Annotated in this window: 20 protein-coding genes; 6 read left to right on the top strand and 14 right to left on the bottom strand. The window is 65.2% G+C overall.

The genetic code is table 11. From position 1 onward, the window contains the following. The 3 genes from hydA to PVV74_RS16475 all read right to left on the bottom strand — a co-directional run bounded on the left by hydA (position 1) and on the right by PVV74_RS16475 (position 3,172). Positions 1–1,464 (bottom strand): dihydropyrimidinase, encoded by a 1,464-nt coding sequence (gene hydA, locus PVV74_RS16485; protein WP_274593978.1) that lies wholly within the window; start codon positions 1,462–1,464, stop codon positions 1–3. Positions 1,465–1,510: 46 nt separating this feature from the next. Further along, the gene (locus PVV74_RS16480) at positions 1,511–1,822 is read right to left on the bottom strand and encodes a GIY-YIG nuclease family protein (protein WP_274593977.1); all 312 of its coding nucleotides are present in this window, start codon (positions 1,820–1,822) and stop codon (positions 1,511–1,513) included. A gap of 99 nt (positions 1,823–1,921) precedes the next feature. Beyond that, positions 1,922–3,172, bottom strand: coding sequence for a Zn-dependent hydrolase (locus PVV74_RS16475; protein WP_274593976.1), 1,251 nt, complete (start codon positions 3,170–3,172; stop codon positions 1,922–1,924). Between the two features lie 192 nt (positions 3,173–3,364). Here PVV74_RS16475 and PVV74_RS16470 point away from each other — a divergent pair, with 192 nt between their 5' ends. The 3 genes from PVV74_RS16470 (at position 3,365) to PVV74_RS16460 (ending at position 4,929) form a co-directional block, all read left to right on the top strand. Continuing rightward, positions 3,365–3,991, top strand: coding sequence for a TetR family transcriptional regulator C-terminal domain-containing protein (locus tag PVV74_RS16470; RefSeq protein ID WP_274593975.1), 627 nt, complete (start codon positions 3,365–3,367; stop codon positions 3,989–3,991). A 129-nt stretch (positions 3,992–4,120) separates the two neighbouring features. After that, the gene (locus PVV74_RS16465) at positions 4,121–4,600 is read left to right on the top strand and encodes a hypothetical protein (RefSeq protein WP_274593974.1); all 480 of its coding nucleotides are present in this window, start codon (positions 4,121–4,123) and stop codon (positions 4,598–4,600) included. 98 nt (positions 4,601–4,698) lie between these two features. Continuing rightward, on the top strand, positions 4,699–4,929 hold the full coding sequence (locus PVV74_RS16460) for an N-(5'-phosphoribosyl)anthranilate isomerase (RefSeq protein WP_103764696.1): 231 nt from the start codon (positions 4,699–4,701) through the stop codon (positions 4,927–4,929). Between the two features lie 77 nt (positions 4,930–5,006). On the opposite strand, the gene preA is transcribed toward PVV74_RS16460, so the two are convergent. The 8 genes from preA to PVV74_RS16420 form a co-directional block, all read right to left on the bottom strand. Next, positions 5,007–6,311: an NAD-dependent dihydropyrimidine dehydrogenase subunit PreA gene (preA, locus tag PVV74_RS16455; protein WP_274593973.1), complete on the bottom strand. Its 1,305-nt coding sequence runs from the start codon at positions 6,309–6,311 to the stop codon at positions 5,007–5,009. Further along, positions 6,299–7,183, bottom strand: a complete 885-nt coding sequence (locus PVV74_RS16450; protein WP_274593972.1) for a class I SAM-dependent methyltransferase — start codon at positions 7,181–7,183, stop codon at positions 6,299–6,301. Before PVV74_RS16450 ends, preA begins: the two co-directional genes overlap by 13 nt. 38 nt (positions 7,184–7,221) lie before the next feature. After that, a complete protein-coding gene (locus PVV74_RS16445; protein WP_274593971.1) occupies positions 7,222–8,544 on the bottom strand; it encodes an NAD(P)-dependent oxidoreductase in 1,323 nt (440 codons plus the stop codon). Positions 8,545–8,749: 205 nt separating this feature from the next. Further along, positions 8,750–9,517: an FCD domain-containing protein gene (locus tag PVV74_RS16440; protein ID WP_274593970.1), complete on the bottom strand. Its 768-nt coding sequence runs from the start codon at positions 9,515–9,517 to the stop codon at positions 8,750–8,752. Between the two features lie 73 nt (positions 9,518–9,590). Further along, positions 9,591–9,953 carry a Lin0512 family protein gene (locus PVV74_RS16435; protein ID WP_274593969.1) on the bottom strand — a complete coding sequence of 121 codons (363 nt, stop codon included), beginning with the start codon at positions 9,951–9,953 and terminating at the stop codon, positions 9,591–9,593. Then, positions 9,950–10,297 carry a Lin0512 family protein gene (locus PVV74_RS16430; RefSeq protein ID WP_274593968.1) on the bottom strand — a complete coding sequence of 116 codons (348 nt, stop codon included), beginning with the start codon at positions 10,295–10,297 and terminating at the stop codon, positions 9,950–9,952. Before PVV74_RS16430 ends, PVV74_RS16435 begins: the two co-directional genes overlap by 4 nt. A 63-nt stretch (positions 10,298–10,360) precedes the next feature. Then, complete coding sequence (locus tag PVV74_RS16425; protein WP_274593967.1) at positions 10,361–11,017, bottom strand: hypothetical protein; 657 nt, start codon at positions 11,015–11,017, stop codon at positions 10,361–10,363. A 59-nt stretch (positions 11,018–11,076) separates the two neighbouring features. Continuing rightward, on the bottom strand, positions 11,077–12,477 hold the full coding sequence (locus tag PVV74_RS16420; RefSeq protein WP_274593966.1) for a selenium-binding protein SBP56-related protein: 1,401 nt from the start codon (positions 12,475–12,477) through the stop codon (positions 11,077–11,079). Between the two features lie 202 nt (positions 12,478–12,679). Between PVV74_RS16420 and PVV74_RS16415 the strand changes: the two genes are divergently transcribed. After that, positions 12,680–13,957 (top strand): NAD(P)/FAD-dependent oxidoreductase, encoded by a 1,278-nt coding sequence (locus PVV74_RS16415; protein WP_274593965.1) that lies wholly within the window; start codon positions 12,680–12,682, stop codon positions 13,955–13,957. A 69-nt stretch (positions 13,958–14,026) separates the two neighbouring features. Here PVV74_RS16415 and PVV74_RS16410 read toward each other — a convergent pair whose 3' ends face one another. After that, complete coding sequence (locus PVV74_RS16410; protein ID WP_274593964.1) at positions 14,027–14,665, bottom strand: PRC-barrel domain-containing protein; 639 nt, start codon at positions 14,663–14,665, stop codon at positions 14,027–14,029. A gap of 194 nt (positions 14,666–14,859) precedes the next feature. Between PVV74_RS16410 and PVV74_RS16405 the strand changes: the two genes are divergently transcribed. Further along, positions 14,860–15,231 (top strand): hypothetical protein, encoded by a 372-nt coding sequence (locus tag PVV74_RS16405; RefSeq protein ID WP_146050092.1) that lies wholly within the window; start codon positions 14,860–14,862, stop codon positions 15,229–15,231. Here PVV74_RS16405 and PVV74_RS16400 read toward each other — a convergent pair. Both PVV74_RS16400 and PVV74_RS16395 read right to left on the bottom strand, forming a co-directional pair. Beyond that, a complete protein-coding gene (locus PVV74_RS16400) occupies positions 15,219–15,692 on the bottom strand; it encodes a GNAT family N-acetyltransferase (protein WP_103764707.1) in 474 nt (157 codons plus the stop codon). The genes PVV74_RS16405 and PVV74_RS16400 overlap by 13 nt on opposite strands. 10 nt (positions 15,693–15,702) lie before the next feature. Then, complete coding sequence (locus PVV74_RS16395; RefSeq protein ID WP_274593963.1) at positions 15,703–16,206, bottom strand: hypothetical protein; 504 nt, start codon at positions 16,204–16,206, stop codon at positions 15,703–15,705. A 250-nt stretch (positions 16,207–16,456) separates the two neighbouring features. On the opposite strand from PVV74_RS16395, the gene smc reads away from it, so the two are divergent. Further along, entirely contained in the window at positions 16,457–19,912 is a 3,456-nt protein-coding gene (gene smc / locus PVV74_RS16390) for a chromosome segregation protein SMC (protein ID WP_274593962.1), read from the top strand. The last annotated feature ends 243 nt before the right edge of the window (positions 19,913–20,155 follow it).

Below are 20,155 nucleotides of genomic sequence, written 5' to 3'. Positions count from 1 at the left end.
TCAAATCCCCGCCGGAATATTCAGCGGATCGCGCTCGATCATCTTGGGGGCCGTCAGAGCCTTCCATTTCGACAGCGCCTCGTGCGCCGACGGGAACGCCGGGCGGGGGACGAAACGGCCGCGGCCGGGTTGCGGCTGGGAGTTCTGGCCCCAGGCCCAAATGACCTCGCCGCGTGAGATGGTGTAGCGGGCGTTGGCGGTGACCTCGAAGCCCTCGAACACGTTGTAGTCGAGGATAGAATGGTGGTTGGAGGCCAAGATCGTCTTGGTGATCTTGGGGTCCCAGACCACGATGTCGGCATCCGCGCCTTCGACGATGGCACCCTTCTTGGGGTAGATGTTGAGGATCTTGGCGACGTTGGTGGAGGTGACGGCGACGAACTCGTTTGGCGTGAGGCGACCGGTTTCCACACCACGGGTCCAGAGCACCGGCATGCGCTCTTCCAGCCCGTTGGAGCCGTTGGGGATCTTGGTGAAATCGTCGACGCCCATACGCTTTTGCTCGGTCGAGAAGGCCGCGTGATCGGTGGCGACGACCTGAAGCGAGCCGGCCTGGAGGCCTGCCCAGAGACTGTCCTGGTGTTCCTTGTTGCGGAAGGGGGGCGACATGACGCGGCGGGCGGCATGGTCCCAATCCTTGTTGAAGTATTCGCCCTCATCGAGGGTCAGAAACTGCGCCAAAGGCTCGCCATAGACGCGCATCCCTTTCTGGCGGGCGCGGCGGATGGCCTCGTGCGCCTGTTCGCAGGAGACGTGCACGATATAGAGCGGCACGCCGGCGGCATCGGCAATGGTGATGGCACGGTTGGCGGCCTCGCCCTCGAACTCGGGCGGGCGAGAATAGGCGTGGCCCTCGGGGCCGGTGATGCCCTTGGACAGCATCTCCTGCTGCATGTCGGCGACCAGATCGCCGTTCTCGGCATGGACCATGGGCAGCGCGCCCAGCTCGCGGCAGCGCTTGAAGGAGGCGAACATCTCGTCATCCTCGATCATCAGCGCGCCCTTGTAGGCCATGAAGTGCTTGAAGGAGTTGACGCCCATGTCGACGGCGTCCTTCATCTCGTTGAAGATGGTTTCGTTCCAGCCCGTCACCGCCATGTGATAGCCGATATCGGAGCAGATCTGGGGGGCGGATTTGCGGTGCCATTCCTCGATGGCGTTCTTGATGGAGCCGTCCGCACCGGGCAGGCAGAAATCGACCAGCATCGTGGTGCCGCCACAGGCTGCGGCCCAGGTGCCGGTCTCGAAGGTTTCGGCGGCGGTGGTGCCCATGAAGGGCATTTCCAGATGCGTGTGCGGGTCGATACCGCCTGGGATGACGTAGGCGCCTTCCGCGTCGATGGTTTCGTCGCCCTTCAGGTCCTCGCCGATCTGCTTGATCTTCTCGTCCTCGATCAGGACATCGGCCTTCCACGTGCGGTCGGCGGTGCAGACGGTGCCGTTCTTGATGACTTTGGTGGTCATGGAGTGTCTCCCTGGTGCTATGCAGTCCCGGACTTGATCCGGGACCTCAGAGAAACGAGGCCTCCATGCTCAAGTCGGACCAGCTTGGGTTTGCGTGTTCGATCAGCTTGTTTTTCCACTCGCGCCGCCAGCGTTTCAGCTTTCGTTCGCGGGCGACGGCGGCATCCAGTGTCTCGTGGGTCTCGAAATAGACGAGCTTGGTTATGTTGTATTTCGAGGTGTGCACGGACCCGGCCCCCAGCCGGTGCTGGGCCGCGCGGTCGCGCAGGTTGCCTGTGGTTCCAACGTAGATCGCCGTGTTTGAACCGCAGGCCATGATGTAGGTGTAGAACGCCATGGTCCGGTGGTGTGGGAACATGGTTAATTTGATGTAAACGCGGCTTTGATGTTTGTGGCGGGACGCGGGTGGCTGGGAGGTCCCGGATCAAGTCCGGGACGTCGAATGATCGTGTGACGATCATTCGACGATCTCCGCCGTCTCGACCACCGCGTGCATCAGGACGTCCGCGCCCGCCGTGGCCCAGTCCTTGGAGATTTCCTCGGCCTCGTTGTGGCTGAGGCCGTCGACGCAGGGGCACATGACCATCGCCGTCGGCGCGACGTCGTTGATCCAGCAGGCGTCGTGGCCCGCGCCCGAGACGATGTCCATGTGGGAATAGCCCAGCCGTTCGGCGGCGTCGCGGACGGCCTTGACGCAGCCTTCGTCAAAGGCGGGCGGGTTGAACTGGCCGACGATCTCGGAGGAAAAGCCAACGTCGATCTCCTCGCAGAGCTTCGGGGCCTTTTCCAGAAGTTCGGCAACCATGCCTTCGAGTTTGTCCAGGTCGGGCGAGCGGAAGTCGATGGTGAAGACGGCCTTGCCGGGGATGATGTTGCGGCTGTTGGGATAGACGTTGGCCTGGCCGATGGCGCCCACGGCATTGGGCTGGTTCTTCATGGCGATCTCGTGGACCAGTTCTGTGATCCGGGCGAGGCCGCGACCGGCGTTCTTGCGCATGTGCATCGGGGTCGAGCCGGTGTGGCTTTCCTTGCCCGTGACGGTGCATTCGATCCAGCGCAGGCCCTGGCCGTGAGTGACGACGCCGATATCCTTGCCTTCGGCCTCGAGGATAGGGCCTTGTTCGATATGCAGCTCGAAGAAGGCGTGCATCTTGCGGCTTCCCACCGGCTCGTCGCCCTTCCAGCCGATGCGGTCAAGCTCGTCGCCGAATTTCTTGCCGTCGGCATCGACGCGGTCGTAGGCCCATTGCTGGTCGTGTACGCCGGCGAAGACGCCCGAGGCGAGCATGGCGGGGGCGTAGCGCGTGCCTTCCTCGTTGGTCCAGTTGGTGACGACGATGGGGTGTTTCGTCTTGATGCCGAGGTCGTTGAGAGTGCGGATGATTTCCAGGCCCCCCAACACCCCGAGCACGCCATCATACTTGCCGCCCGTGGGCTGCGTGTCGAGGTGGGAGCCGACATAAACGGGGAGCGCGTCGGGGTCTGTGCCCTCGCGCCGGGCGAACATGTTGCCCATCGTGTCGACTCCCATGGTCATGCCCGCCGCCTCGCACCAGGATTGAAAGAGCGCGCGGCCCTCGGCATCCTCGTCGGTCAGGGTCTGGCGGTTGTTGCCGCCCGCGACGCCCGGGCCGATCTTGGCCATTTCCATCAGGCTGTCCCAGAGCCGGTCGCCGTCGATCTTGAGATTTTGGCCCGGTGCGGTCATCGCTGTCCCCTTGTCTGACGTATCATAGCACGGAAGGGCGCGATATTGGCTGCCATCCCGGTTGCCACTTTTTTACCAAATGGTAAAACCACGATTGCGAAGCGGGGCGGGTCTGTCAAGCATTGCACCTGTTGCTGGCCAATTCGGGCCGGGTGATGCTAAATCTTCGGGCAGTGAAACATGAGAGGCGCGATGGAAGACGGGACGCAGGCGGCGGGCGGCGCCAAGCCGAGCCGGATACAGTTGCGCAACCGCAAGCGCATATTGGACGCCGCGCTGGACGTGTTTTCGATGCACGGGTTCCGCGGCGCAACGCTGGACCAGATCGCCGAGGCGTCGGGGCTGTCGAAGCCCAACATCCTGTATTACTTCGCGGGCAAGGAAGAGATCCACGTCACGCTGCTGAGCGGTTTGATGGACACGTGGCTGGACCCGATGCGCGAGATCGACCCCGACGGCGAGCCGCTGGAGGAAATCCTGCGCTACGTGCATCGCAAGCTGGAGATGAGCCGGACGTTGCCGCGCGAGAGCCGGCTGTTCGCGAACGAGATCCTGCAAGGCGCGCCAAGGATCGGGGCGGGACTGGTGACGGATTTGAAGCCGCTGGTGGATGAGACCGCGGCGCTGATCGAGACCTGGGCGGCGGAGGGGCGTCTGAAGCCGGTGGACGGGCGGCACCTGATCTTTTCGATCTGGGCCACGACGCAGCATTACGCTGATTTCGACGCGCAGGTTCAGGCGTTGATGGATGGGCGCGATACGCATGACGAGGCTGTGGTGTTTCTTGATGCGCTCTATCGCAGGATGCTGGCAATCTGAGGCGCGCGCGGGACAAAAACGCATAAAATACTGCTTAGAATACGGTCGCGGCACCTGCCCGCTGCGTGGTATGAAGGCAGTTGGGTGCGGGCGCCGGATCTAGCGATCCCCCGTGTTTGGAGTGGATACATGAACATCACAGGACCAGCCCCTGTGACCTTCCTGCCCTCGGTGCCAGCCAGCGCCGGGCAGAACCTTCAGAAACTCGCCGTCAAGAGCGCCGCGGGGTCGGCGGAAAGCAGTGCGAGCGGCAACAATTCCGACAATGCCACGGGCGGCGACGGGCCGCGCATGGATGCGACGGCGCATCCGGCCCGTGATCCGGCTGCCGACGATGTCTCGCGGCTGCCGGCCAAGGCGTCAGGCGAAAGCATGCTCGACGCGCGGATCAAGAGCCAGGAGACTCCGCGCGATCAACTGGTCGCGGCGCAGTACGAGTTGGTCGGGCGCCAGCAGGACCTTCTGCGGGCCAGCACGCGACTGGAACAGTCGCAGGCCGCGCGCGACATCACCGACCTTCGCGAGATGATCGAGGTTCTGAAGATCGAGGTGGGCGGGGACCAATCGCCAAGCCCGTCAGCCAGTCCTGCCGTTGAAGACGGGTCCTGAGGACCGCGCGCGAAACCGTGGGTGGCGATGCGCAGGGCACCGGAAGGCCCCCTGACGCCTTAACCTGATCTTTACCACGGTGGCGTCAGCTTTGGAGCATGACCCATGTCATTCGCCCTGTTCCGGCCGCCCCTTGGGTATCGCAACTGTTTTCGAGCCAATCGGCACGCAAAGGCTCTGTCGTGCGGCGGTCCCGCCGGTGGGTGGAGCGCGAAGTCGGGCGTGAGGAATTTGAGCGCGAAGTGCGCCGGCGCGGCTTTCACCTGATCGAAACCGGCGACCAGATGATCGTGGTCTGCCATGCGGGGCCCATTCGGATCGTGTTTTGATGCGGTGCGGATCGTCCCCAGAAAATTCGTACGAATTTTCTGGGGGACAGATTTTTCGTACGAAGAATCTGGGGCGGTCATTCCGCGGCGCAGGTCCCCGGATTGTTGGGGTGGGTCGTCCAGTTGGCGTAGTCGTCCTGGACCGTCTTTCCAGTGCGGGGATCTGTCGTGCCGGGGCTGAGTTCCTCCATCGTGATGCAATTATCGACGGGGCAGACATTGACGCAGAGATTGCAGGCGACGCATTCTTCGTCGATCACCTCGAAGGTGCGCTCCGGAGACATCGAAATCGCCTGGTGCGAGGTGTCCTCGCAGGCGGCATAGCAGCGACCGCACTTGATGCACAGGTCCTGGTCGATCCGGGCTTTCGTCACGTAGTTGAGATTGAGGTGCTGCCAGTCGCTGAGATTCGGGACGGCGCGGCCAACGAGGTCGTCGGTGAAGGTGAAACCTTTTTCGTCCATGAACTGGGACAGGCCCGAGATCATTTCCTGCACGATCTTGAAGCCGTATGTCATGGCCGCCGTGCAGACCTGCACGTTGCCTGCGCCGAGCGACATGAACTCGGCGGCGTCGCGCCATGTGGTGATGCCGCCTATCCCTGAGATGGGCAGGCCGGCGAGCGAGGGCGTGCGAGCGATCTCGGCCACCATGTTGAGCGCTATGGGTTTCACTGCCGGGCCGCAATAACCGCCATGCGCGCCTTTGCCGTCGATGGTGGGTTCTGGCGCGAAACTGTCGAGGTTGACGGACGTGATCGAGTTGATCGTGTTGATCAGTGACACCGCGTCGGCGCCGCCGTCCTTGGCCGCCTGCGCGGGTTTGCGCACGTCGGTGATGTTGGGCGTGAGTTTCACGATGACGGGCAGGTTTGAGTGTTTCTTGCACCATTCGGTGACCTGGCCCACGTATTCCGGCACCTGGCCAACGGCGGAGCCCATGCCGCGTTCGGACATGCCGTGCGGACAGCCGAAGTTCAGTTCCACGCCGTCGCAACCGGTTTCCAGCACACGGTCTAGGATGGACTTCCAGCTGTCCTCGTTCACCGGGACCATGAGTGAGGCGATGAGGGCGCGGTCGGGGTAGTCCTTTTTCACCCGCGTCATCTCGTCGAGGTTGGTTTGCAGCGGGCGGTCGGTGATCAGCTCGATATTGTTCAGCCCCAGCAGGCGGCGGTCGGCGCCCCAGATCGCGCCGTAGCGGGGCCCGTTGACGTTGACGACAGGTGGGCCCTCTTCGCCCAGGGTTTTCCAGACCACGCCGCCCCAGCCGGCCTCGAAGGCGCGGCGGACGTTGTATTCCTTGTCGGTGGGCGGGGCGGAGGCCAGCCAGAACGGGTTGGGCGAGGTGATGCCGATGAAATTCGTCGTCAGGTCAGCCATGAGCGTGTTTCCCTTGTCTGGTGTCGCGGGGACTGGGGCGCGTTGCGGCGCAAGATCATTTCCACCGGTGCGATGTCGCCCGCCTGCAGGTGTGTCACGTAATTCTTGATCTTTTCGGGCCCGGTGTCGTGCATCAGAAGGTGGATGCCGACGGGCGGTGGGCCGCCGGCCTCTTCGATGCGTTTGAAAACGCGATCGAAGAAGGCCTTTGCGAATTCGGAGCGGTCGCGCTCGCCCACTTGCGAGAAGCCGGCTGCGGCGGCGGCCTGACGGTAGGTCTCGGGCGGGGCCACGAAGGAGAAATCGGCCTGTTCCGCCCAGGGGAACGGAAAGGTCAGGGGACGGTCCGAGCCGCGCATCACGTCGAAGAGCGCGAAGGTGCCGCCGGGGACGAGGACGCGGGCGGCCTCGGAGAAAAGGCGGGTCTTGTCTTCGATATTCATGCCGACATGGAACATGAGGGCGAGGTCGGCGCTGGCATCCGCCTCGGGCAGGTCGAGGGCGCTGCCGGTTGTGAAACTGGTGCGGTCGGCCATGTCGGTGGCGGCGCTGAGCGCCTTGGCGACGGCGATGAAATCAGGGGTCAGGTCGATACCGCGCACATGCGCGCCGGTGCGGGCAGCGACGTGGCGGGATGCGCCGCCGATGCCGCAGCCGATATCGAGAACGCGGGTCTCGGGCGTAATGCTGAGCTGGTCGATCAGGGCATCGGTGGCCTCGACGCCGCCGGTGTGGAATTCGTCCACGGGCTTGAGGTCATCAAGACCGGGCGCGTCGGGGTTGGCGCCGGCCTTTTCGAGGGCCGCGCGGATCGCGTCGATCAGGTTGGTGGTGGAATAATGGGTGGACACACGGGACTCGACATCGCTCATGGCGCTTCTCCTGCGGAACCGGGATGGTGCGCAGTGTATCACGAAACGAGGCTTTTATGGATGTCTTCGGCGGCGTCGCGGCCCTCGGCCACGGCTGTCACCGTCAGGTCGTCGCCGCCCGCGGCGCAGTCGCCCCCCGCCCAGACGCCGGTGACCGAGGTGCGGCCCGCGCCGGTGACGGCGATCTTGCGGCCATCGAGATCGGGCAGGGCGTCGCCCGCGAGTGCCTGGCCGATGGCCTTGAACACCTGGTCGGCGGGGATGCGCACGGTCTCGCCCGTCGGAGTGAGGGCGTCGTCGGTATATTCGAACTCGATCTCGCGGACGGTGCCGTTGCCGTGGATGGCGCGGGGCGTGGCATTCGTGATGATGCGCACGCCCTTGGACGCGGCGAGGTCCTGTTCATAGACACTGGCGTTCATGCGGTCGCGGCCGCGGCGGTAGACCAGCGTGACGTTGAGCGCGCCCAGCAGTTTCGCCTGCACGGCCGCGTCGATGGCGGTCATGCCGCCGCCGATCACCACGACGTCGCGGCCCACCTGAAGCGCGCGCAGATCACTGGCCTGGCGCAGGTCGGAGATGAAATCGACCGCGTCGAGCACGCCGGTCTTGTCCTCGCCGTCGAGGCCGAGCGCGTTGACGCCACCCAGGCCGATGCCGAGGAAGATTGCGTCGAACTGGTCGCGCAGGGTGTCGAGGCTGAGGTCGGGGCCAAGGGCCTTGCCGTTTTCCAGGGTGATGCCGCCGATCTTCAGCAGCCAGTCGACCTCGCGTTCGGCGAAGCCGTCGACGGTCTTGTAGGCGGCGATGCCGTATTCGTTGAGGCCGCCTGGTTTGGGGCGGGCGTCATAGAGCGTGACGGAATGGCCGTGCATCGCCAGACGATGGGCGCAGGCCAGACCGGCTGGTCCCGCGCCCACCACGGCGACCGACTTGCCCGTCTCGGGCGCACGGGCGAAGGGATGCGTGCCCGCGGCCTGGAGGGTGTCGGTTGCGTAACGTTGTAGTTGCCCGATCAGGACGGGCTTGCCTTCGGCGGTCTCGCGCACACAGGCCTGTTCGCAAAGCGTCTCGGTCGGGCAGACGCGGGCGCACATGCCGCCGAGGATGTTCTGGGTGAGGATCGTCCTGGCGGCGGCCTCGGGCGTGCCGGTGGCGATCTGGCGGATGAAGAGCGGGATGTCGATATCGGTGGGGCAGGCCGTGATGCAGGGCGCATCGTGGCAGAAGTAGCAGCGGTCGGCGGCCACCAGCGCCTCGTGCGGGTCGAGGGGTGGGTGCAGGTCGGAGAAGTTCCGGGCGAGGTCGTCCTCTGACAGGCGGCCGGAGGTGATGCCGGGGGTCAGGGCGGAATGGCTCATGGAGGGCTCCAGTGGCTGTGCGCTTTGTAGAAAGTATTGCACAGATCAAAATTTTATCAATTGGTAAAATTTAGGCGGTTTGTGAACGGCGCGAAAAGCGGCGGCGCGGCGCGCTAAAGCCCGTGATTTGCAGGGTGTGCGGTGTAACGGTGGGTGAACCTGCGCATCGCGCAGAACCACCCACCCTACGATGTTGGCAATGAATTCAGCGGCGGTTTTCGTGTTCCAGGCGCTGGCGGGCGATATGCTCATGCGCCTCGGCCTTGCGCTGGTCGGTCAGTGCCCGTTCGACGAAATCGAGATGGGTTTCGACGGCCGCGCGGGCCGCGACGGGGTCGCGCGCGAGGATGGCGTCGCGGATGGCGCGGTGCTGGTCCAGCAGGCTGGACCGCTTGGTGGACTGGTTGAACATGATCTGGCGGTTGTAGAACACGCCTTCCTGCATCAACTGGAACATCGAGCGCATCATGTGCAGCATCACGACGTTGTGGCTGGCCTCGAGGATGGCCATGTGGAACTCGGCATCGAGCCGGGCCTCGCGTTCGGGGTTGGTGCGGCCCCTGGCCTGCTCCATGCGGTCGAAGGTGGACGCGATGACCTGCAGGTCGGTGTCCGAGGCCAGCCGGGCGGCGCGTTCGGCGGCGAGCCCTTCCATGTCGCGGCGGAAGGCGATGACATCGAACACGGCCTCGTCGTCGCTGGCGAAAAGCTCGATCAGGGCGGGGGAGAAGGCGCTGCCCAGGACATCGGCTACGAAGATGCCGGCGCCGGCGCGGGAGGTCAGCAGTCCCTTCTGCTGAAGCTCGGCCACCGCCTCGCGCAGGGAGGGGCGGGAGACTCCGAAGCGGTCGGCAAGCTCGCGTTCCGAGGGCAGGCGTTCGCCGGGGCGCAGGATGCCGCGCAGGATCAGTTTCTCGATCTGGCGGGTGACCGCGAGCGAGAGTTTTTCGGGCGTGACTTTCTGGAACGGCATGGGCGCCTCGGGAGTGAATTGGTCAAATCATATGACCAGAGGCGATACGGGGCAAGCGCCGAGCCGTTCGGGGTCAGCCGGCCGTGTAGTTGCCGGACTGGTCGGGCAGGAACGCCTCGACCGCCGCGGTGGCGATGACGATTGTGTCGCCGGTGTCGGGGTTTACCACGTTGTGCCCGCCGAAGGTGGCAGTCACGGTGGCGTTTCCGCGCGGCAGGCAGGCGGCGAGCGCGTCCGTGTCGAGCTTGTCCGGGTCCTGCACGCCGATGGTGACCTGCACGCGCATCTGCGACGGGTCGAGCGCGGTGGTCGAATACATCGGGATGGCGGAGCGGCGGATCGCGCTTTCGATCGCGCGGGCGGCGGCCTTTTGGTAATCCATCCCGTACTGGTCGTTGCCCATGCCCATTTCGATGATGAAGCGGTGATCGGTCATTGGGCGGGCTCCAGGTTCAGGCTGACATTGATGGCGGCGTTGACGATGACGGTGGGCTCACCGTCGGGGCGGGGGACGTCCAGGCCGCCCTTGTGGGCGGTGACGGTGACCTGGCCGTAGGGGAAGACGTCCACGAGCGCCGTGGTGTCGACGGCGTCGGGGTCCTGCGCGGCGATTTCCACGTCGATCATCATCGCCTCTTTGGGCTGGCCGAAAAGCTCCGCGAGGTTGATGGAGTTGCGCCAGAGCGCGTCCTGCAATGCGCGGCCGGCGGCGGCGGTGTAATCGCGGTGGCGCAGGGACGAGCCGATGCCGAATTCGGTGAGGAGGCGCGTTTTGGGCATGTCTGTGCTCCCATGGGTGGCGTTGGAATTTGAGTATTTTTTGAACAGTGAAAATGCAAGGCGTCAGTGGGTCAGCAGCAGCGCGAGAACGCCGACGAGGATGAGGCTGAGCGCCCAGAGTATGTCGAGGTTGAACCACGATTTCTGAAGAAACTTGAGGCCGAGCCAATGGTAAGTGCCGAGCGCGAGTGCGCCGCCGGAGACGATCATGGCGGCGGTGTGCGCGAGCGCCACCAGCAGCGCGGTGGAGAGCGTGCCGCGCATGAGCGTGTCGGCGGCGGTGTGGCCGGCGTCGGCTGTTTCGCAGATGCCGAGATAGATCGGCACCAGCATCAGCCCGGCGCCGTGGGCCATCGCCACGAGACAGGACCAGAGGGCGAGGCGCGAGGGCGGCACGCGGGCGAGAAAGCGCGGGTGGCGGCGGTTGATCAGCAGGTAGATCCCGAGGGCGATGACCAAGACGGCGGCGCCGGTCTGGAGGACGGTCGGCCATTCGGCCAGCCAAAGGAGGGCCGAGAAGGGCAGGAGGATGGCGGTCATGGCGGCAAGATGGCCGAGGGCGAGGGCCGCGAGTGCCTTGAAGAGGCTGGACTGGCGGCGTTCCATCAGGGCCGAGGACACGGCAAGCGGCCAGCCCATGCCGGGATTGATGCCATGATAAAGCCCCGAGGCCAGCACCGCCCACCACAGGGCCGCCGTCGTGGAAATGTCAGCGGTCATGGGGCGATGTCAGCGCCGGGGAGGTCCCGGGTCAAGCCCGGGACGCCGTTTTGCATGGATCAGACCGAGGGGTAGCAGAAGCTGTCGGTGGAGCAGTCGCCGCCCTCGAGCCGGATCTGGTGGCTGCGATAGCCTTCGGGGAAGGACAGGTAGAAGTCCTTGTCCAGTTCCAGCCCGCCGTTTTCGCCGACATTGGCCATGACCATCTGGCCGCCTTCGTCATCCGGGTAGAACTGATCGTCCCAGGTGGAATAGAGCGAGTTGGTCCAGTAGACGCGCTTGCCGTCGCGGCTGATCTCGACCATTTGCGGGCCATAGGCGAAAGGCTGGCCGTTGGGGTGCTTTGTGCCCCGGGCGATGCCGCCGAGTTCGACCTTGCCGGCGAGCTTCGGCGCGAACGGGTCGGAGACGTCGTATTGATGCATCTCGCCCAGACCCCAGCAGGCGACGTAGAGGAAGCGGTCGTCGAGCGAGAGGTCGATATCGGTGACCAGCGGCGGCACGGCCTCGAACCCCTGCAGCAGGGGCGGCAGGTTTTCCGGTTTCTCGGGGCGGGGGTCGATGGTGAGTGTCTTCTTGGCCTCGAACGTGCCGTCGTCCTTTTGCCACCACGTGAAGATGGAACCCTGGAGGTTTGTGGTGTCCACCACGACGCCGCAGAAGCCGTAATCCTTGCCAGGGTCGTGGGCCGGGCGGATTTCCAGCGCCATCTGGTGGTTTTCACGGAGGTCGATCGTCTGGACGTTCTTGCGCTGGCGCAGGTTCCAGAAGTGGATCGAATGGCCGTACTTGTTCGACAGCAGATCCTCGGCGACGATGCCGTTCTCGAATTGCGGGGGCAGACCCCATTCGGAACTGACCATGTAGTCGCGCGGCAGGTTCCACCAGAAATCGTAGTGCTTGTCCTGCTTGCCGCGGTCCATCTCGTAGCGGCCGAGGATCTCGAAGGTTTCGCAATCCATGATGAAGATGCCCGGAGGGCCGTCGGTGCCGTCCGTGCCGCCGCCACCCAGGGTGGAGACATAGATGCCTTCGGGACCGCAATGGATGGTGTGGGGCCGGGAATAGCCGGTTTTGGCGAAGACTTCCTCGGGCTCGATGATCTTGTGGATCTTGGCCTTGAGCGGTTCCTTGACGTCGATCACGTAGATCCGCGACGAGCGGATGCCGGGGATGATCAGGTAGCGCCGTTCGAGGAAGGTGTGACCGGAGAGCGGCGAGAGGGACGAGGAACAGGCGTTCCAGCCGAAATGGTGAAACTCGTCGCCGGTGTTGGGCATGATCACCTGATGGACGATCTGGGAATAGGTCTTGGAGCTTGGGTCGACGTCGACGATGGCGAGGCCGTCGGGCTGGCTGCCGTCGGGGCTGAGCATGAGAGTGAAGGCGAGCTTTTCGGCGGGGGCCTCCATCGCCATTTTCGGAGTCGGGTAGAAGGTTGGGTCTGGTCTCAGGTTCATCTGCAATTCCTCCCTTGGGTGCGGACGCTGTTCCGGTTTCGCGCGCATCAGAAGAAAATCGTCTCACAGAATCGGCAATCGGCCAATTTTTATTTCTCGCGTGCGTTGAGCGCGGCGAGGCTGCGCGGAGGCGGTGTGATATTGACGTCGGGGCATCCGCGTTTCACGGTGCCGCGGCATGGCGGGCCATGAGAGGACAACCGTGACAGGGGACATACCCGGCATATCCCTTTGGGACCATTCGGCGGAGGAGCCGGAGAGCGGCACGTCGATGCGCGGCGACGTGGTGACGGACGTGGCCATCGTGGGGGGCGGCTATACCGGGCTGGCGACCGCGCTTTACTGTGCCGAACAGGGGATGCAGGCGCATGTGCTGGAGTCCGAACGGATCGGCTTTGGCGGGTCGGGGCGCAATGTGGGGCTGGTGAACGCCGGTGTGTGGTATCCGCCGGACAAGGTGCGCAAGCTGTTGGGCGACACCTACGGGCCGCGGTTCATCGAGCGGTTCGGGAACGCGCCGGGGCAGGTGTTCGACCTGATCGAGAAGCACCAGATGCGGTGCGAGGTGACGCGGACGGGGACCATTCATGCGGCCCATGCGCCCGGCGGGATGCGAGGCTTGCGGGAGCGGTACGACGCGTGGCAACGGCTGGGTGCGCCGGTGGACTTGCTGTCGCGCGACGCGGTGGCCGAGCGGACGGGCACGCGGGCGTTTCACGGCGGGTTGCTGGATCATCGTGCCGGCACGGTGAATCCGATGGGATACGTACGTGGGTTGGCGCGGGCGGCGCAGGGGGCCGGCGCGGAGGTGCATACCGGCGTGAGGGCGACGGCGCTGCGACGCGACGGGGAGGCATGGCTTGTCGAAACGGACCGGGGCACGGTGCGGGCGCGGCATGTGGTTCTGGCGACGAATGCCTATACCGACACGCTGTGGCCGGGTTTGCGCGATATCTTCACGACGATCGAATTCTTTCAACTGGCGACGCCGCCGCTGGGGGCGGAGATGGCGCATGTCCTGCCGGAGCGGCAAGGGGTTTGGGACACCGGGGCGATCATGACCAGCCTGCGGCGCGACGTGCGAGGTCGGATCGTTCTCGGGTCTATGGGGCCGGTTGTGGGCAAGGCCGGGCGGGGCTTGTCGCGGCGCTGGGCGGCGAAACGGCTGGAGCGGCTGTTCCCGGAGCTTGGGGCGGTGGCTTTCGAGGAGGCCTGGCATGGGCAGATCGCGATGACGCCAGATCATTTGCCGCGGATTATCCGGCTGGCGCCCGGTGTGCTGACGCCGATCGGGTATAACGGGCGGGGGATCACGACCGGGACGGTGTTTGGTCAGTGCATGGCGGAGCTGATCGCGGGCGGAGATCCGGCGGGCCTGCCGGTGCCGATGAGCGATCTGAAGCGTGTGCCGTTCAAGGCGATGAAGACCGGCGCGATGCGGGCGGGTTTCGTGGCGCACCAGCTTTGGAAGAGCTTTTAAGCCCGGCTGTTGCGCAAACGCAAACCGCCGCCCGGCAAGGGCGGCGGCAAAAGCGAGATACTTTTCGGCTTAGTTCCAGAAGGCTTCGTCAACGCTGTTCATGGCTTCGATATCTTCTTCGTTGAACTTGGTCACGAAGGTGTAGCTCATGTCATCGACGGGCACGAGTTTCGCATCTTTCACTGACAGCATGACGTGCTTGTCGCCGATGTCGAGGAAACCGCCAACTTCGACGATGATGCCGGTCAGCTTGCCGTCTTGCGACATCACGAGGTCTTCGATCTCGCCGATCTGGTTCCACTCGGAGTTGACTTCGTCATACTCGGTCATGTCCCAGCTTTCGCCTTCGTCGTTGGCTTCGTTGGTGGTGTAAACGGCACCGCCGGTGATGTCGCGGCTGCGGATCAGCTCGCCTTGCATCTGGCTCATTTCTTCACTGGACTTGTCCCAGCCCATGTCGCTGTCACCGTCACTCATGGCCGATTGCTCGGTTTCCATGTTGGACGAGTCTTCGTTCATGGCCGACTGATCGTCCTGAGCGTCACTGCTGCTGTCGGTGGCGGTGTCATTGGCCGTGTCCATTTCGGAGTTGGATTCGACTTGGGTGTTCTGGGTGTCGGTGTCCATCTCGGTGTTCGAGTCGCTCTGGGCAAACGCGGTGGTGGCTACGAGTGCCATTGCGATGGCGGTGGTTCCAAAGAGTTTCATTATCTGTCTCCTGTTCATTTCTGTTCTGATGGATCAACGCGGCGGGGGGTGCGTGTCGTTCCGAAAAACTATTGAAAAATTGAGGCTTAGCGCGTGAAACCTTTGGCGGGGGGAGTGCGTTAGGGCGCTTGGCGCGGGCGTCGCTGCTCATGATTTCTTAACCTTGTGGCGGGCAAGCTGGGACCATGCTCAGGATGCTTTTGATTTTGCTGGTGCTGGGGGCCTGCGGGACGCCCGGCCCGGAGTTCGCCGGGGTCGCGCCGGTGCGCGTCAAGTTGGGCAAGTCGGTCTTTGACATCCGCGTGGCGGGGCGGCGCGCCGAAGCGATCCGGCTGAACCCGCGACCCGCAATGCGGCTGGCCAGCGTGGGCGTGCCGGCCGTGCTGGCCATCGAGAGGGTCAGCGGGTGCCGGGTGGACCGGCTGCGCGGGGACCAGGCAATGATGCGGGCCACGCTGGATTGCGGGGCGGGCGCCCCGGCGCCACGACAGCGCGAGCCGTATCTTGAATGCGACGCGTTCGATCTGGACGCGGATGGCGGCGCGTTGATCTGTTACCCGTTCTGAGCCGCCACGGGGGACAGGATCTTTTCCATGAAGACGCTGGTGGTGTTCGGGCGGTAATCGCCGAAAATGCCGCGCCGGGTAAAGCCATGGCGTTCGTAAAGGCGGATGGCGGCGTCGAGCGCTTCGGCCGTTTCCAGGCGCAGGACGGTGATGTCTTCGCCCCGCGCCTCGTCTTCCAGCGCGCGCAGGATCGCGGCGGCCACGCCCCGGCCGCGGGCGGCCTCTGAGGTGAACATGGATTTCACCTCGGCATAGCCGCGCTTGAGGGCCAGCGCCCCGGTGCCCAGCGTCTCGGCCCCGTCGCGGGCGGCGTAGAAGCGGATATCGGGGCCGCGCAGCTCTTCGAGGTCCAGGAAATAGTTGTCCTCGGGCGGAAACAGGTCGCGCATCATGGCGTGGCTTTGTTCCAGCAGGGCACGGGGGCCGGGACTGGAGGGTTTGGCGATTTCGACGATGAGCATGGGGCGCGGGCTATTCGATTGTCAGGGTCGTCATGGCCTCGATCGGCGTGCCGTTCGTGGCGAGGTGACCGTGGGTGTTGGCGTTGAGCGTGACGCGGATGTCGTGCGTGCCCTTGGGCAGCGCGTCGAGTTGCACCCACGGGCTGTAGGCGCGGGGCTGCTTGACGCCGTTGATATAGACATGCGCGTGGCCGTGGCCGGGGCGGTGATCGCCGTTCACGCCTTCGGGGTCGAAGGTGAAGTTGGTTGTCATGATATGCAGGTTGCGGCTTTGCGGGCCGTCGGGATGAAGCTCGATGGCCAGCGTCGGGGCGGGATCGCCGGCCTCGACCATCTTGTGGTCGTGCATGGCGTTGTCCTGCCCGTGATCATGGGCGGAGTGGTCATGGGACATGCCCTCGGATGTGGCCGTATTGGACATGGCCGGGCGGTCGATCACCGTGGCCGTGACCAGCGCGCCGAGACCAGCCCCGGCGGCGAGGCCGGCCACAAGAAGGGCAATCGGGTTTGACATGACGAAGCGTTCCGTGGCGTGAGCGTGATCTGCGCCGAAGCATATGTTTGGCGCGCGTGCGCCGCAATAACTGCATCGGGAGAATTCAGAATCCGCGCAAGAGCACGCAATATCTTGTGGATAAGTGCGCTGTGCGCGCCATATGCAGGGGTTTTGCGTTGACAGGGCCCAAGGTCGTGCGCTTGCATGTCCTTCCAAGGCCGGAATCACATCCGATAATCAAGCCGGCCCGACCAGGGGGACACGTGCCGTGCAGTTCACCAAGCTGAGATTGACCGGGTTCAAGAGCTTCGTCGACCCGACCGACCTTTTCATCCAGGACGGTCTGACCGGGGTGGTGGGGCCGAATGGCTGTGGCAAGTCGAACCTGCTGGAAGCGTTGCGCTGGGTGATGGGGGAGAACCGGCCGACCTCGATGCGTGGCTCGGGGATGGAGGACGTGATCTTTGCCGGGGCGGCCACGCGGCCCGCCCGCAACTTTGCCGAGGTGAGCATCCATCTGGACAATTCCGACCGGCTGGCGCCGGCGGGGTTCAACGATGCCGACCACCTTGAGATCATCCGGAGGATCACGCGGGATGTGGGCAGCGCCTACAAGGTGAATGGCAAGGACGTGCGGGCGCGGGACGTTCAGATGCTGTTTGCCGATGCCTCGACCGGTGCACATTCGCCGGCGCTGGTGCGGCAGGGGCAGATTTCGGAACTGATCAACGCCAAGCCCACGGCGCGGCGGCGCATCCTGGAAGAGGCGGCGGGGATTTCCGGCCTCTACCAGCGGCGACACGAGGCGGAGCTGAAGCTGAAGGGGGCCGAGAGCAACCTGGCCCGCGTCGATGACGTGATCGAGCAATTGGCGACGCAGCTGGCGCAGCTGGCGCGGCAGGCCAAGCAGGCGGCGCGGTATCGCCAGATCGGCGAGGAGTTGCGGCAGGCCGAGGGATTGCTGCTGTATCGCCGCTGGAAGGAAGCCGACCTGGCGCGGGCCAATGCGCAGAGCGAGCTGACCGAGCGGACCAGCGACGCGGCGCGGGCCGAAGCGGCGGCGCGCGAGGCGGCAAAGCTGCGGGCGCGGGCGGACGAGGCACTGCCGCCCCTGCGCGAGGAAGAGGCCATCGCGGCGGCGGTGTTGCAGCGGTTGCAAGTGAGCCGCGACACGCTGGCCGAGCAGGAAGCCGCGGCCAAGGACCGGATCGAGACGCTGCAATCCCGGATCGAGCAGCTGGCCCGCGACATGGAGCGCGAGGACAGCCTGAACCGCGACGCGGGCGAGACGATCGAACGGCTGGAATGGGAAGCGCAGGAACTGGCCAAGGCCGCCGAAGGCCACGAGGGCAAGCTGGAATCGGCGAGCGCCGAGGCGGCAGATGCCAGCCAGGTCTTGCAGGCGCGGGAAACCGAACTGTCGGAACTGACGGAGGATGTTGCACGGCTGGCCGCGCGGCACCAGTCGGCGCAGCGGCTGGTCGAGGACAGCCGCAAGACCCGCGACCGGGCGGATGCCGAGGCGGCGCGGGCCAAGGACGCGGTGGAGGCGGCGCAATACACCGTGACGCGGGCCAGCGAAGAGTTCGAGGCCGCCGAGACAGCCGAGAAGGACGCGACCGAGGCGGCGCAGGCAGCCGAAACAGCGTTGACCGCGGCCGACGACGCGCGGGCCGATGCGCAGGGGCGCGAGGCGGATGCGCGGGCGGAACGCTCCGAGGCCGGGGGCGAGGTGAGTGCCCTGTCGGCGGAGGTGTCGGCGCTGGCGCGGCTGCTGGAACGGGACACGGCAGAGGGCGGGCAGATCCTTGACGCGGTGCAGGTGGCGCCGGGGTATGAAAAGGCGCTGGGCGCGGCGCTGGCCGATGATTTGCGCGCGCCCGAGGTCGATGCGGACGGGCCGTCGGGCTGGGTTCCGCTGGACGGGTATGCCCAGGCGCAGACTTTGCCTGAAGGTGTCGTTGCTTTGGGCGCTCATGTGAACGTGCCGGGCGTGCTGGCGCGGCGGATGGCGCAGATCGGGCTGGTGGATCCGGATGACGGGCCGCGGTTGCAGGCGCTTCTGAAACCGGGGCAGCGGCTGGTCAGCGTCGAGGGTGACCTGTGGCGCTGGGACGGGTACCGCGCCTGGGCCGAGGATGCGCCGTCGGCTGCTGCGCTGCGACTGGAGCAGTTGAACCGGCTGGAAGAGTTGAAGCAGCAATTGTCGCATGCCACCGCGCGGGCCGAGGGTGCGCAGCGGGCGCACGAGACGCTTAAGGCGCGGCTGGTCGAGTTGACCGAGGCGGACAAGGCCGCGCGCGAGGCGCGGCGTGCTGCCGATGGCAAGGTCGCCGAGGCGAACCGGGCGCTGAGCCGGGCCGAGGCGGAGCGGAGCCTGGCCGGTTCCAAGCTGGAAAGCCTGGGGCTGGCGGTGAAGCGCCACGAGGAAGAGGCGCTGGCCGCCCGCAAGACGCTGGCCGAGGCGGAAAAGGCGATGGGCGATCTGGGTGATCTGGATACCGCGCGCGCCGAGGTGGAAGACGTCAAGATGACCGTCGAGGCGGCGCGGATGACGATGATGTCCAAGCGTTCGGCCCATGATGAGCTGCGTCGCGAGGGCGAAGCGCGGCTGAAGCGCAGCCAGGAAGTGACCAAGGAATTGTCGGGCTGGCGGCACCGGCTGGAAACGGCGAAGACGCGCAGCGCGGAGCTGGCCGAACGCAAGGAGGCGAGTGAGGCGGAACTGGCAGAAGCCGGGGCGAAGCCGGGCGAACTGGCCGCGAAGCGCGAGGAATTGAGCGCGGACATTTCGAAGGCCGAGGCGCGGCGGGCCGAGGCGGCCGACACGCTGTCGAACGCCGAGGGCGTGGCACGTGAGGCGGTGGCGAACGAGCGTGATGCCGAGCGGCTGGCCGGCGAGGCGCGCGAGGCGCGGGCGCGGTCCGAGGCGCGGGCGGAAGCAGCGCGGGAAACCCAGGCACAGGCGGCGGCGCGGATCGAGGAGGAGCTGGAGTGCTCGCCCGAGGACCTGCTGGAGACGTTGCAGGCCGATCCCGAGACAATGCCCGCGTCGGAGGCGATCGAGGCCGACGTGAACCGCCTGAAACGTCAGCGCGATGCGCTGGGGGCGGTGAACCTGCGGGCCGAGGAAGACGCGCGGGAGGTGCAGGAAGAGCATGACACGCTGGTCAATGAGAAGTCCGATCTCGAGGAAGCGATCCGCACCCTGCGCAATGGTATCGCGTCGCTGAACCGCGAGGGGCGCGAGCGGTTGCTGACGGCGTTCGAGCAGGTGAATTCGAACTTCTCGATGCTGTTCAAGCACCTGTTCGGCGGCGGCGAGGCGAACCTCGTGATGGTCGAGAGCGACGACCCGCTGGAGGCTGGGCTGGAGATCATGTGCCAGCCGCCGGGCAAGAAACTGGCAACGCTGAGCCTGCTGTCGGGGGGCGAGCAGACGCTGACCGCGCTGGCGCTGATCTTTGCCGTGTTCCTGGCCAACCCGGCGCCGATCTGCGTGCTGGACGAGGTGGACGCACCCTTGGACGACGCGAATGTGGGGCGGTTCTGTGATCTGCTGGACGAGATGTGTCGCCGGACCGAGACGCGGTTCCTGATCATCACACACCACGCGGTGACGATGAGCCGGATGGACCGTCTTTTCGGGGTGACGATGGGCGAGCAGGGTGTCAGTCAGCTTGTGTCGGTCGACCTGAAGAAGGCCGAGCAGATGGTGGCGTGAGCCGCTCTCTTTTTCACTGATTTTTAGCCTTTTCTTAATGTTCCAAGTGTCCCTGGACTCCACTGCAATCCTTTGCAGTGAGAGGAGGTGGTAAGACTGGATGAAAAGACATTCAGAAAATGGATGGTCCTTCTGGCGGCGGGAACGTTGACCGTTGCGATCGTCCGACTTTGGATAGGGCTTTGACGTCCTGACAAAGAAAGACCCCGCGAAGCAGCCACTTCGCGGGGTCACGTCTTCAGT

This window comes from Roseovarius sp. SK2 (genome assembly GCF_028807495.1).
GTDB lineage: Bacteria > Pseudomonadota > Alphaproteobacteria > Rhodobacterales > Rhodobacteraceae > Roseovarius > Roseovarius confluentis.
The sequence above is the reverse complement of the archived record's forward strand: the minus strand, read 5'-3'. Positions and strand labels throughout refer to the sequence as shown.